Origin of the sequence: Paenibacillus sp. JGP012, assembly GCF_014203995.1 — a bacterium.
GTDB classification, from domain to species: Bacteria; Bacillota; Bacilli; order Paenibacillales; family Paenibacillaceae; genus Paenibacillus; species Paenibacillus silvae.
In genome coordinates this window covers 423,889-437,663 of record NZ_JACHKG010000001.1, presented here as the reverse complement: position 1 = coordinate 437,663, position 13,775 = coordinate 423,889, and the positions used below count along the sequence as shown (strand labels likewise).

Genomic DNA, 13,775 nt, shown 5'->3' with positions numbered 1-13,775 from the left:
CCTCCTCTCAGTCATGAAACTTCTTGCCATATAAGTTGAACTTCGAAATTTACACGTGACACTCCGATGACAGAGTTTGAGTGTAAATAATTTTTCGACTTATATGGTTCATGTACTTTCATTTTCATATTTTATATATTCCACATACTGCACAGGTTGCAGCATCGTCATACCCTTGCATATTTGGTTCCAGGTAATTGGGTAATCTGCTTTTTTATGATTAAAGATAACAGAACTGAATGTAAATGTCCAAAATCCCAGCCTAACTGATCAATCAGTTGATCCAAGGATTGCTCTTCCTGCTCAAGTAAAACGATAATCCGCTGTTCATCTGCAGACAGCTGCACTTTCGTAAACAGCCCTTCTTCTGCATGTCCCTGCATTTCTGCCGAACGTCCTCTATTGTAAGGAAGTTGTTTGGTATTTGGCAAGTCCAAACGATACTCTTCCAACAAATCAGCTGCACAAGTGACCAGTTTTGCCCCCTGACGAATCAAATTATGTGCCCCGCGGCTCTTCGGAGAAGTAATGGGTCCAGGAACAGCAAATACATCCCTTCCCGCTTCCAGTGCTGCATCCGCGGTAATTAATGAACCACTGCGCAGATCTGCTTCGACAACAAGTGTACCAAGTGTTAATCCGGCTATAATTCGGTTACGTTCGGGAAACAGCCCTTGACGCGCTCTCGTTCCGAGTGGATATTCGGACAAAAGCAGACCTGTTTCGGCAATCTGTTCCGCTAAGCCTGTGTTTTCAGGAGGATAAACATAGTCCATTCCCGTTCCAAACACGGCAATTGTTTTGCCCCCTTCTCGTACAACAGCCTCATGACACACACGATCAATACCTCTGGCAAGACCACTGACAATGGTTAGTCCAGCCTGACTTAATTGTGATGCAAGCTTCTCACTTACCTTGCGTCCGTAGACGGTAGGCAGCCTAGTTCCAACCATTGCAATCGAAGGTGTATGCAGCAGCTCAATATCCCCCCGAGCATACATAATCCAGGGAGGCTGAACGGTTTCCTTCATTAATACAGGATAATTGGAATCCAAATAAGTAATAACCTTGAGGCCACGATTATAAACCTGCTCTCTTCTATATTCAATCCAGCTTGCATTAAAATCCTTGACCAGCCGGGCAGCCTGATCTTTTCTCAATCCAGCTGTTATCCAATCTGCTTCCTGGTAATCAAACAGCTCTGTCAGTGAATGTGCGCCTGACATCAATTTGGAAATGCTTTTTCTACCGATGCCCTCCATTTCATGCAGCCCGAACAAAATCCAGCGTTCCTCCATCTTGTTTACCTCCCGTGGAGGAGAGAAAAACTCCCCTCATATTGTGTGATAAGTTTTGATAAATTGCAAGCGTTTACACCTGTTCAGCATTACAAACCGCATTTCTTGTCAAAATAAACGCAAAAAAAGCAACCCTTCGTCCCTTGTAAGGACAAAAGGTTGCTTACCTTTACCGTTTTCTGAATCAACGGTTGCAGAAATAAACGATCTCCAAGCCGTTTCTTCTATTATAACGGAACAGGATTAATGTGTCGTGCACAGATTCAAAATGCCGCGTTCTTCAAGCACACTTACCAAAGTGGAGCCCATTTCGGCTGGTGTTGGAGCGACTTTGATACCGCAGGATTCAAGCTTCGCAATTTTCTCTTTGGCTGTACCTTTACCACCAGAGATAATTGCGCCTGCATGACCCATACGTTTACCTGGAGGCGCTGTAACACCACCGATGAATCCAACCACCGGTTTCGTCATGTTCGCTGCCACCCACTCGGCTGCATCCTCTTCCGCAGTACCACCGATCTCACCAATCATGATTACAGCATGCGTTTGAGGGTCTTCATTGAAACGTTTCAGGATATCGATGAACTCGGAACCCTTAACCGGGTCTCCGCCAATCCCTACCGCAGAAGACTGACCAATGCCACGAGTTGTAAGCTGATGAACAGCCTCGTACGTCAGTGTTCCGGAACGGGAAACAACACCAACGTGTCCTGGCATATGGATATATCCAGGCATGATACCGATCTTGCACTCGCCCGGTGTAATAACACCTGGACAGTTAGGACCGATCAATACTGTATTTTTCCCTTCCATGAAACGGTCCACTTTGACCATATCAAGAACAGGAATACCTTCGGTAATACAGATGACAAGATCCAGTTCTGCGTCAACCGCTTCCATGATGGAATCCGCCGCAAATGCAGGAGGAACGTAAATGACGCTCGCTGTTGCGCCAGTAGCTTCCTTCGCTTCCTGCACCGTGTTGAATACCGGCAGGCTGACTACTGAACCGTCTTCCAGCGTGATGTCAACATTGGTTCCGCCTTTACCTGGCGTAACACCGCCTACCATTTGGGTTCCGTAGTCCAATGCGCCCTTCGTGTGGAACATTCCCGTTGAACCCGTAATGCCTTGCGTAATGACTTTTGTATTTTTATCGATCAAAATACTCACGTTGCTTCACATCCTTACGGTTATTTTTCAATTCCCGGACAGCTCCGGTACGAAGGAATGAACTTATTTTACGAGGGCCACAATTTTCTGTGCACCATCGGCCATGGAATCAGCTGGAACGATATTCAGGCCGGATTCACCCAGAATGCGTTTACCCAGTTCCACGTTAGTTCCTTCAAGACGAACAACCAGCGGTTTGGTCAGGCCAAGCTGCTTCGCGGCTTCAACTACACCGTTGGCAATGACATCACAACGCATGATACCACCGAAGATGTTAACAAAGATACCGGCTACTTTGGCATCAGACAAAATAATCTTGAATGCTTCAGTAACTTTCTCTGTGGTCGCACCGCCCCCAACATCAAGGAAGTTGGCAGGGTCGCCGCCATAATATTTGATGATATCCATCGTCGCCATCGCAAGTCCTGCACCATTAACCATACAGCCGATGTTGCCGTCAAGCGCTATGTAGCTGAGGTCATATTTGGAAGCTTCGATTTCTTTTTCATCTTCCTCATCCAGGTCACGAAGCTCTTGAATATCCTTGTGACGGAAGAGAGCATTGGAGTCAAAATTCAGCTTTGCATCCAGTGCGATAACGTTTCCATCTCCGGTAACAACCAGCGGGTTGATCTCGGCGATCGAGCAATCTTTTTCAACAAATGCCGTGTACAGCGCAAGCATAAACTTCACAGCTTTATTCACGAGTTCATTCGGAATTTTAATGCTGTAAGCCAGCTTGCGTGCCTGGAACACTTGCAACCCGATTGCAGGGTCAATAACTTCTTTGAAAATTTTCTCAGGTGTAGCTTCAGCTACTTCTTCAATCTCCGTACCGCCTTCTTCAGAAGCCATCATAACTACACGACCTGTAGCACGATCGACCACAACACCCACGTAATACTCTTTGCGGATATCACAGCCCTCTTCAATGAGAAGACGTTTCACTTCTTTACCTTCTGGTCCTGTCTGATGGGTTACTAATACTTTGCCCAAAATTTCGGAAGCATAGGCACGCACTTCGTCGATGCTTTTTGCCACTTTCACACCGCCAGCTTTACCCCGGCCTCCTGCGTGAATTTGCGCTTTAACCACAGTCACCGGACTGCCCAGTGCCTCTGCAGCCGCAACCGCTTCATCGACTGTATAAGCAACCTTTCCATTTGGAACGGTAACTCCATACTGTTTCAGTACTTCTTTTCCTTGATATTCATGGATATTCATTCTCGAATCCTCCTATCAACATGACTGCAACAAGGCGGGTTGGTAGACGAACAAAAGACAAATGTTGACTATTTTCACTTAAACCCAATTCATTGTAACATGTTTTTAAAACGCTTTCCTTAAAAAAGTAATGGTTAATAGACAGCTTTTTGATATGGATATGATCCCTTTTTGTGAATGCTTGGATATAAATGGAAAAAACCTTAGCTGAATTAGCTAAGGTTCGGTGTAAATGACAGCTCCAATTATTTTTTGGATGCATTCATATTGGTTGCGTGCACTTTATCCAGCAAGCCTTTGAACTGACCAAGCAGTGCTTCAAACTCCTTGCTGTTCAGACAAGCATCTCCCTGTATGGCATCCGGAATGCTAAGCGCTTTATTTTTAAGTTCACGTCCTGTATCGGTCAATGTAATTAATACTTTACGCTCGTCCTGAGCGGAACGCTCCCGATAGATGAGTCCGGCTGCCTGCAAACGTTTCAGAAGAGGTGTCAACGTACCTGAATCAAGGTATAACGCCTCACCGATCTCCTTAACCGTACACTCCTGCCGCTCCCACAATACCATCAAAACCAGATACTGAGAATACGTTACACCCAGTACCTCAAGATAAGGCTGGTACAGCTTGGTAATCTCACGTGAACAAGCGTATATGGCAAAGCATAATTGATTGTCCAGCTTCAAACGATCTGTCTGCATGTTGTCTGTCTCACCTGCCTAATGTACATTAAATTGCATTATTGGATTTAAGGCTATCCTGACTGCTTCACCTAAGTTTACAGTGATTCAGATGCCTTGGTTCTATCTTATCACAAAATAGATAAAAAGAAGAATAATTGAGCACAAATTATTTTATCAACCTAATAAATCATCGTAAATTAAGTTGTGTAAAATATAATCTAACAGACTGAAGATGCTGACGGGTTGACGCTCTGATCGCTTTTCTATAAAATGCAAGTAGAAGCTGAGGAAGCACCTTAATTCGAAGAACGGCCCGACCTGTGCGGAGCCGATTATCCGAGTGAGGTGTTTCTTTGTTATGTACGGAAAGTTATACAGCTCATGTCTCTATGGTATTGACGGCGTATTAATTGAGGTAGAAACGGACCTGTCGAATGGTTTACCAATGACCTCCATCATCGGACTTCCTGATTCCGCGATCCGTGAAGCCGTTGAACGAGTTCGGGCTGCTATTAAAAACTGTGGATACCAGTATCCTTTGCAACGCATTACGATTAATCTTGCTCCCGCTGACCTGCGTAAGGAAGGTTCTTCCTTCGATCTCGCCATTGCTATTGCCCTGCTTGCAACCAGCGGTCAGCTTGTGCTTCCTCCAGAGGAACGCACTCTGGTGCTGGGGGAGCTCGCACTGGATGGCTCCATTCGCTCTGTGCCCGGTATGTTATCCATGGTTGATCTGGCTAAAAGACAGGGCTTTACATCGGTTCTGTTACCTTCCGACAATGTACAGGAGGCTCGTCTGATTCGTGGAATCGAGATATACGGCTTGCGTCACCTGATGGACCTGGCACCTGACCTCACAAACAGTCCAGACCATCCGCCAAACGATATGAGCAATACGATGGGGAAAACAACCGGTACAGGGCCAATTACCTTGAAAAATTATAATCATCTGCGAAGCTGTGTGCCGGCCAGCTCACCATGGATCAAGACAACGTCCTCTTTGTCCTCGGAAAACTATAGCGATGTGCTGGGACAGCATCATGTCAAACGTGCTTTAATGATTGCCGCTGCCGGAATGCACAATATTATGCTGGTAGGTCCCCCTGGTACCGGTAAAACGATGTTAATTAAGCGACTGCCAACGATTTTGCCGCCTTTGTCCGAAGAGGAAGCGCTCGAGGTGACTAAAGTGTTAAGCGCAGCCGGACAACTGAAAGAAGCGCCACAGGGACTGATTACGGACAGACCGTTCCGCTCGCCCCATCACACGATATCGGCATCCGGCCTGATTGGAGGTGGCGGCATTCCAAATCCGGGTGAAGTCAGTCTCGCTCATCGTGGAATATTATTTCTGGATGAGCTGCCCGAGTTTCAGCGTCAAGTTCTGGAGGTGCTTAGACAACCACTTGAGGATCAGACGGTAACGATCAGTCGCGCAAGAGCTGCGTTCACGTTTCCTGCACAGTTCATGCTCGCCTGCTCTATGAATCCGTGTCCCTGCGGCTATTTATCAGCTCAGGGTCAGGATCAGCGCTGCATCTGCAGTCCTGCTCGCGTAGCAGCATACCGTGCCAGAATTTCAGGTCCACTGCTTGACCGTATCGACCTGCAGATCGAGGTTCCTCCACCGGGGGATTGGCGAAAGTCGGGAGCCTCCCCTTCTTCCGCTGACATGCAAAGCAAAGTGATTGCAGCCCATGCCATTCAGGCCAAACGTTACGCGAATCATCCGGTTCGCTGGAACAGTCAGCTCTCGGGTACCTTTTTACGAAAAACGATTCACCTGCCGCCTGCAGCGGAGCTGCTGTTAGACGAAACGTTGACTACACTTCAACTTAGCATGCGTGCCCGTGATCGAATTATGAAGATGGCCCAGACGATCGCAGATCTGGATCATGAAGGAATGATTCAGACCGCTCATGTAGCGGAAGCAATCCAATATCGTCAGTTAGACTTGAATTTATTTTAATGATGTGGAATGCGGCTTGACCAACATAAAGAGCCGTATGAGAGCTCTCCATATATGTTAATGAAGAGTCTGATACGGCCTTGAAAAAGGCTTTTATACCATTCCAACAAGACTTTGATACCAAACGTTTCGTTAAAACAGGATGTTATTCAAACAAGGTAAGCTTGTCCTTGGCAGGTGTGCGATCTTTCGGTGATGGAACAACCTCAGGGTATCCCATATAGATCATGCCTATAATTTTCTCTCCGGCCTTGATGCCCAGCTCCTTACGGAATTTGGGTGCATAGAGAAATGGCTTTGTTACCCAGAACGTGCCAATCTCCTCACTCCAGGCCGCGAGCATAAAGTTCTGAACCAGCGCACTGACTGCAGCAAAATCCTCATCCCAGATCGCTTGTCTCGGGTCTTCCTCCATTACAACAAGCATAATGGAAGGCACCTGCAGCACATTGGCCGAAAACTTGTTATCTTCGCCCATCTCGGCTTCAATGGCCTCTGCCAGCTTTTCACGTCCTTTGCCGCTAAACAGTACAAATCTCCATGGCTCGCGCAATTTATGGTTGGGCGCCCAAACCGCTGTATCGAGCAAATCTATAATCTGCTCCGTTGGAACAGCCTCTTTTTTAAACTTTTTGACAGTTCGGCGGCTCTGGATCGCATGCCGGACTGCATTACCTGTGTTCGTCGCTTTACTCATGGCTCATGCCTCCCTCTCCACATCGTACATGCAGGTTACAGCTTCCATTATACACGCTTCTACTGCCGAGATTCAAAGCCGACCCAAAGTGCAGACCTTGATGATCCTCTTATCCCCTATGATCCCGCCCTAGTGTGATACGCTGTTCAGAACATGCAGGAGTCTGTTGAAAATAGTGTCATGCTTCTTCGTTGTATGTACAGCTTCACCCCAACAAAAAAAGATGAGACCTTAGATATCTTCGTCGATATCTGAAGTCCCATCTCTTCAGTCATTTGTTATTATTTCAAGCTTAAAATGCGTTCTGTACATGATTGACGGATATAATCTCACCCTTAGAGCTCATCATCACAGCAATGACATCAAAGCGAATCTGACAAGCATGCTCTCCGATCATTTGTATGTAAACGGCTGCGGTGGAACGCACCTGCTGCATTTTGCGCTGATCGACAGACTCCTGCGGAGTCCCGAATGCAGCATGTGAACTGCGGCTTCGAACTTCGACAAAAATCAACAAATCCCCGTGAGATGCGATGATATCCACTTCTCCGCTGCGGCAGCGCCAGTTCCGTTGAAGGATACGATACTGCTGCTGCTCTAACCAGCGGCAGGCCTTTTCTTCTCCAATTCGACCCTTCTGCTGACGTGTCAGCTTGCCATTCAGCTTCTCGCCTGACCCTGAGTCTACCATGTCTCCTCCTCATCACGACCAGAGGCAAGCCGGTCTGCTCGGTACACATAGGTCAGCACCTCAGCCACCAGCTGGTACAGCTCTGCCGGAATCTGTTCATCCAGATCCAGCTTGGAGAGCACTTCCACAAGTGCTGCATCCTCCTGCACGGGAACCCCGTTTTCCTTGGCTTTATCCAGAATAGCTTCGGCCACTTTACCACGGCCTTTGGCTACAACAATCGGCGCTTCGGTTTCTCCGGGAACATATTTTAACGCCACTGCTTTTTTGGATAACAAATCCGGCTGCGGTGATTCCTCCTTCATACTTTGAAATCCACCCCTTTATATCGCTCAGGGCTGTAGTCCGCTGCAGTCACCTTTCGCTCTGCTCCTGCCTCCTGCCCTTCAGGCCAAGCCTCTGCTCTAAAGGTCAACAACTGATAACCCAGCTTGTCGAGTGATTGCTGAATCATCTCACGGCCGCTCTCCAGCAAAGCTCCCATTACCTCATTGTCATTAAGCACACGCAGACTGACAATATTATTCACTACATGCACATCCACCAGCGTATGTCCCAGGCTCTTCATGTCCAGATCAAACAGCAAGCGGCAGTTGGACGCATCCAGCTCACCGCGCTGACCACGGCGCGACTGAATCTGCACCGAAGCGGTCTGTTCTCCATCCGGGCCGGTGATGGGGATAAACCAGTGCATCTGTGCAAACGTTGCACTGCGATCGGTGGTAAGCAGCAGCTGCTGACCTGTCAGATACTGCACCGCTTGGGCGGCGGCATCTTTCAGTGCCGCCGGAGCACTGTCGCTGCTGGCAAGCTGCAGCAGCAAGCCCTTGAGCGTGTCCGCGTTCGCCGGACTCGCTGCCTCCCCCACGCGCGGCTGCATCGCCGCGCCGTGAACGGCCTGCTGCTCGTGCTCCGCACCGAGCAGCTTCAGCACGCGCCCCACCCACGGGTCTCCCCCGTGGGTGACAGGCGCGTGCGCTGCCGCCGCGCCCGCAGGTGCGGCGGCTGGCAAGGGCTGCGGCGAGCCTTCGGCAGCCGCAGCCACCTGGCCGCCCTGCTGCGCAGCAGGGGCGGCCTGAGCTGCCGCGCCAGGCTGTGCCGGGGCGGCGCTGGACGCGCTGCGCAGCGCGTCCAGCAGCGCCAGCAGCTTGGGCGCCAGCTGCGCTGGCGTAGGCGCCGCTGGCGCGGCCTGGCCTGCTGCGGACTGCGTTGCCGCAGCAGCAGGCGTGTCAGGGCGGCCGTCTGCACGCACGGCCGCTGCTTCAGGCTGGCCGGAGCTTCCGCGGCCAGCCACAGCTTCAGCCGCCCCCGGAGTTCCCGGGCGGCTGCCACTCATGCCCGCGTCCGCAGCTCGCGGGCTCTCCCCCGGTATTCCGCTGCCCGCCGGAATACCTGCACTGCCTCTGCCAGCCACAGCTTCAGCCTGGCTGGCAGCCCCCTTCGCGCCTGCCTCAGAACTGGCCTGCGCCTGACTCGTCTGCTGCGGCATGCTGCCCTTCGACGTCTGACTCACATCATCAGCGGCAGCTTCCCCACCACTCGCTGCTGAGGCAGCATTAGCAGCTTGCATAGTCTGAGCCTGCTGCTGCGAGGACAAAGCCGCTGCCCCTGGCATTCCCGCCGCCGGGCGATTCACAAGAGCTGCCGCTGTGGCTGCATCCCCTTCTGGCTGGACAGCTGCAGCAGGAAGCGGTGCAGACGTTCCCGGATGTCCCGTTACAATTCCAACTTTGGCATTGGCCGCTGCCTCTCCTCCCGGAACCGGTTTACCTGTTGTCTGAGATAGCAAAGACTCCAGCTGCTCCGCTAATCCGCTCAACAGCTGATGCAGCGGAGGTCCAAATACAGTCTGATGTAATCCTTTTACTGTCTCTGCCGTCACAGGAAGTCCGCGCTGAAAAGCAATCCCCGCTGCCTGTACCCATTCTTCCACAGGCACTTGGGCAGGCTTGGCTGCCATCATCGTTTGCACCATCGCTACATTATCCTTGGTCAAAGGCAGACCGCTGCGCTGCATCGCTATCAGCAATTCCCGATTATCCTTGGTGTCAGGCAGACCAACCTCCTGCATGAGATTGTTCAGAGAAGCCTGCGGCAGCTCTGTCAGAGAACCCGCAACGGGCTTCATAACGGTCATGCCATTTTCACCTGGAGGCTGTACCTGAAGCAGTGTCGTTTCGCCCGGACGGAGTGGGGTCTCCAGTTTGGCACGTACCTGCACACCTTGAATCTGCAGCACGGCCTCGCCCCCATCATCCGATACGCTGACCACAGAGCCACGAACAACCTGACCCTCCTTTAATTCGAGCGGCTTCGCATTCCCTGGTTTGCCGTCTCCAATCAAACCACGAATCATAGAGCTAATATTCAACTCTCTCCCCCTCCTTCCGAGATGTTCTAATTCAAAACAGCGTTTGCTGCTCTCCTAACAAATTACCGAGAAAACTGCGCCGATGCATCGGCGTAGCCCCGAGTGCCATAATCTGTTCGCGATGAAATTGCGTAGCATAACCTTTATGTACGGATAAACCATATTCCGGGTATAACGCATCCCATTCTCCCTTGCACAGACGATCTCTTGTTACCTTCGCCACAATGGACGCGGCCGCAATAGATTGACTGTTCGCATCCCCTTTAATAATAGACAGCTGTGGAATATTCACATCCACCTTTTCAGCATCGACCAGCAGATAGTGAGGGGTTTCACTGAGTGCCTCCACAGCATGTTTCATCGCCAGTCTAGCCGCCTGTTTAATGTTCATTCGATCAATCGTTTCGGCATCCGCATATCCTACGCCAACAGCCAGTGCGTTCTCCATAATCATGTCATACAAAGCTTCGCGCTTTTTCTCGGACAGCTTTTTGGAATCATTAACCCCTTCCAAAATAAGCCCTGGAGGTAAAATAACCGCAGCCGCAACGACATCCCCAAACAAACAACCGCGCCCTACCTCGTCTATCCCGGCAATATATTCAAAGCCGCTCCCCCAATATTCCCGCTCATACAACAACAGGTCCTGTGGTTCGCTCGCTTCCTTTTTCTTTTTCTTCCGTTTGCCCGGCTGACCGGGCAGCTGCAGCTCAAGCATTTCATCGTTGACAGCCATGTTTTTCATCTCCTTTATACCTGATTCATACAGCAATGTGGTTCCATACCATCTATTAAACGTTAGACGTTGTCACTCGTATCTTTGTTTCGATGGAGTCCAGTCACTGCACAACGTTCCCTTGTAAAAAGGAATACACAACATTGTGATGTCTTCATTTATCGGTTATTTTCATATCAAATTGAATACATGCAAACAGATGTTTCTACAAATTTACACCACCAATTATCATAACATGATTGCGAGACTACTCATATACAGAAGAATCAATTCCACCAAGCACACTTTACTTCAATTCTCTTCCAAAAAAAATCGTTATCTCATCTAGCACTGACCCTTGCTCTGAACAAAAAACGACCGTTCCCGGTAATCCGGTAACGGCCGCTTCCTTCGGCTCTTGTAATGCTGTCTCTACTTAATAAGGAGCTTCCATTGAGAAACGTCCCATCTTACCTGCGCGTAACTCCCGCAAAAACGCCCGCGATGCCTTCTCCAGATCGATACGCCCACCGCTAATGACACAACCGCGGATTCGGCCAACCTGTTCCATGATGGCAATTACGCTGTCGGAATCGTCTGCATCCCGGGAGAAATCCTGAAGACCGTATCGCTCTTCAAGCGCATCCCAATAATAACGCATCAGATAACTGATTCCAAAAAACGCAATGTCTTCTGCATTCAAAATTTCCTCTTTGATTGCACCCGTCACAGCAAGACGGTACCCGACATTTTGATCTTCAAACTTCGGCCACAGAATGCCGGGTGTATCCAGCAGTTCCATCTCCTTGCCCACTTTAATCCACTGCTGGCCCTTCGTTACACCTGGGCGATCTCCTGTCGCAGCAATGCTGCGTCCAGCCAGCCGATTGATTAATGTCGATTTGCCTACGTTTGGAATACCGACAATCAACCCACGAACAGCACGGGGATTAATGCCTTTTGCCAGTTGACGATCAATCTTCTCCTTGAGAAGAAGTCTTGCCTGAGCAGGAATATCTTTTACATTTGTGCCTGTGGAAGCATCCACAGAAAAAGCAGTAATGCCCTCTTTTTTAAAATATTCAATCCACTCTTGCGTCACCTTGGCATCGGCCAAATCCGACTTGTTCAGCAAAATCATACGTGGCTTATCCATCAAAATCTCGTCGATCATCGGATTACGGCTGGAGACAGGCAGACGGGCATCCAACAGTTCGATGACCACGTCAATGAGCTTCAACTTGTCCTGAATCTGGCGTCTGGCTCGGGTCATATGACCTGGAAACCATTGTATCGTCACCTTGTCTTCACCTCATTTAATACATACTTTGAATGTTAGTGGTTGATCCACTTAATCTCTCCAATTGGCCAGAAAATAACATCCGCACGGCCAATAATATCTTTCAATGAGACATAACCGATCATCCGGCTGTCTGTACTGTTCGGACGGTTGTCTCCCATAACAAACACATGCCCTGGCGGCACCTTGCCATCCGGGAATTGTTCATTCGGGAAATCCTTCACGTTATACGTCCCGCCATTCGCCTCGGCTGCATCGATAGCACCCTGGATATAGGTTTCGTTAACCTTCTGTCCGTTAACCGTTACCGTATCTCCCTGAACCTGCACCGTATCCCCAGCTACCGCAATGACACGTTTAATGAAATCCCGTCCTTCGGAAGGTACATGGAAGACGATAACTTCACCACGCTTCGGCTCACGGATATCGTACAGAATTTCATTGACAATGACACGTTCTCCTGTCGAGAAGTTCGGCTGCATGGACGGCCCGTCCACTACAAATGGTTTGAAGAGCAGCCAGCGAATCAGAATGACCAGCACCAATGCAATAACAATGGCTTTCAGCCACTCCACAATTTCATTTTTCGCTTTTTTGGATCGATTATTTTTTTCTTCGGCAGGTATGCTCTGGTCCTGTTGAACTTCTTGTTCCATATAAGATCTTCCTCTCTTCACAGTACATGTTTATAGCAGTATACATCCAGTCTTTTGCCGCATCCCAGCATCAAGCATAGAAAGCAAAAAACTCCACTCAGTTATGTAATTCTTGCAGCCAAGCATTACAGTACATTCAACCACAATTTTAAATGCCTTTGATAACTGATGTCCAATCCTCCCGGACTTTACGCCGCATATCCGCCATACCATTTTACTCGGAAGTGTACCTCCGGTTCAACTTTTCCCGGACAAAAACGAAAAGGGCTTGTCTCCAAGCCCTTCCCGGTATCCGTTATATTAACGAATTTCTTTAATTCTCGCTGCTTTACCGCGCAGTTCACGAAGATAATAAAGCTTCGCACGACGCACTTTACCACGGCGAGCCACTTCGATTTTCTCGATTTTAGGGGAATGAAGCGGGAAAGCTCTTTCCACACCTACACCGTAAGAAATTTTACGAACTGTAAAAGTCTCACTGATTCCACCACCGCGACGTTTAATCACAACACCTTCGAACAATTGGATACGCTCACGAGTTCCCTCGATTACCTTAACGTGCACTTTCAAAGTGTCACCAGGACGAAAACTCGGAATATCTTTGCGAAGTTGTTCTTGAGTAATCGCTTGAACGATATTCATCTATGACTCCCTCCTTCCGTACAGGCGTTCATACTTCTTCCAGAGATCACCTTGTCTCCTTCATTATCCATAGAGGACCGCCGTATTCCACACAACAGACTTATTGTATCATGTGGCATATCAAAACACAAGAAAAAATAAACAGCAATTTGCAGCATTGCAGCAGTCTGCGCCACAAACTCTTTCCCTGCTTTTACACAGGAAGCTGTAAAACGTGACCGACTTCCTATAATAACTGCAGAAGTGATTTCCAGTAAGATGAAAAAGTCAACCTTTAAGCAGGATAAAATAATGTAACTTTCCGACATAGAAGATCGTCTATCATGTAGTAAAACGCTCGTTCCGCGAGCCGC

Annotated in this window: 14 protein-coding genes; 1 reads left to right on the top strand and 13 read right to left on the bottom strand. The window is 49.0% G+C overall.

All coding sequences use genetic code 11. The features are described 5' to 3' along the window. Positions 1-167: 167 nt before the first annotated feature. The 4 genes from dprA to HNR77_RS01905 form a co-directional block, all read right to left on the bottom strand. Positions 168-1,298, bottom strand: coding sequence for a DNA-processing protein DprA (gene dprA / locus HNR77_RS01920; protein WP_184180236.1), 1,131 nt, complete (start codon positions 1,296-1,298; stop codon positions 168-170). Between the two features lie 243 nt (positions 1,299-1,541). Then, positions 1,542-2,471 (bottom strand): succinate--CoA ligase subunit alpha, encoded by a 930-nt coding sequence (gene sucD / locus HNR77_RS01915; protein ID WP_110893179.1) that lies wholly within the window; start codon positions 2,469-2,471, stop codon positions 1,542-1,544. Between the two features lie 63 nt (positions 2,472-2,534). Continuing rightward, a complete protein-coding gene (sucC, locus tag HNR77_RS01910; protein ID WP_111269994.1) occupies positions 2,535-3,695 on the bottom strand; it encodes an ADP-forming succinate--CoA ligase subunit beta in 1,161 nt (386 codons plus the stop codon). A 245-nt stretch (positions 3,696-3,940) separates the two neighbouring features. Further along, complete coding sequence (locus tag HNR77_RS01905; protein WP_145402793.1) at positions 3,941-4,396, bottom strand: MarR family winged helix-turn-helix transcriptional regulator; 456 nt, start codon at positions 4,394-4,396, stop codon at positions 3,941-3,943. 340 nt (positions 4,397-4,736) lie between these two features. Here HNR77_RS01905 and HNR77_RS01900 point away from each other — a divergent pair, with 340 nt between their 5' ends. Continuing rightward, entirely contained in the window at positions 4,737-6,350 is a 1,614-nt protein-coding gene (locus HNR77_RS01900) for a YifB family Mg chelatase-like AAA ATPase (RefSeq protein ID WP_184180233.1), read from the top strand. A 145-nt stretch (positions 6,351-6,495) separates the two neighbouring features. Here the strand turns inward: HNR77_RS01900 and HNR77_RS01895 are convergent, their stop codons facing one another. From HNR77_RS01895 to HNR77_RS29900, 9 genes are all read right to left on the bottom strand, one after another. Next, entirely contained in the window at positions 6,496-7,047 is a 552-nt protein-coding gene (locus HNR77_RS01895; protein WP_184180230.1) for a nitroreductase family protein, read from the bottom strand. A 292-nt stretch (positions 7,048-7,339) separates the two neighbouring features. Beyond that, positions 7,340-7,738, bottom strand: coding sequence for a YraN family protein (locus HNR77_RS01890; protein ID WP_184180228.1), 399 nt, complete (start codon positions 7,736-7,738; stop codon positions 7,340-7,342). After that, a complete protein-coding gene (locus HNR77_RS01885) occupies positions 7,732-8,043 on the bottom strand; it encodes an EscU/YscU/HrcU family type III secretion system export apparatus switch protein (RefSeq protein ID WP_111269989.1) in 312 nt (103 codons plus the stop codon). The genes HNR77_RS01890 and HNR77_RS01885 overlap by 7 nt, the downstream gene beginning before the upstream one ends. Beyond that, entirely contained in the window at positions 8,040-10,109 is a 2,070-nt protein-coding gene (locus HNR77_RS01880; protein WP_184180225.1) for a DNA ligase, read from the bottom strand. The genes HNR77_RS01885 and HNR77_RS01880 overlap by 4 nt, the downstream gene beginning before the upstream one ends. A 31-nt stretch (positions 10,110-10,140) precedes the next feature. Beyond that, positions 10,141-10,845 (bottom strand): ribonuclease HII, encoded by a 705-nt coding sequence (locus HNR77_RS01875; protein ID WP_184180222.1) that lies wholly within the window; start codon positions 10,843-10,845, stop codon positions 10,141-10,143. Between the two features lie 415 nt (positions 10,846-11,260). Then, the gene (gene ylqF / locus HNR77_RS01870) at positions 11,261-12,124 is read right to left on the bottom strand and encodes a ribosome biogenesis GTPase YlqF (protein WP_184180219.1); all 864 of its coding nucleotides are present in this window, start codon (positions 12,122-12,124) and stop codon (positions 11,261-11,263) included. Between the two features lie 35 nt (positions 12,125-12,159). Then, the gene (lepB, locus tag HNR77_RS01865) at positions 12,160-12,780 is read right to left on the bottom strand and encodes a signal peptidase I (protein ID WP_184180216.1); all 621 of its coding nucleotides are present in this window, start codon (positions 12,778-12,780) and stop codon (positions 12,160-12,162) included. A 300-nt stretch (positions 12,781-13,080) separates the two neighbouring features. After that, a complete protein-coding gene (gene rplS / locus HNR77_RS01860; RefSeq protein ID WP_110893202.1) occupies positions 13,081-13,422 on the bottom strand; it encodes a 50S ribosomal protein L19 in 342 nt (113 codons plus the stop codon). Beyond that, positions 13,419-13,730 (bottom strand): hypothetical protein, encoded by a 312-nt coding sequence (locus HNR77_RS29900; RefSeq protein ID WP_221443640.1) that lies wholly within the window; start codon positions 13,728-13,730, stop codon positions 13,419-13,421. The genes rplS and HNR77_RS29900 overlap by 4 nt, the downstream gene beginning before the upstream one ends. Between the last annotated feature and the right edge of the window lie 45 nt (positions 13,731-13,775).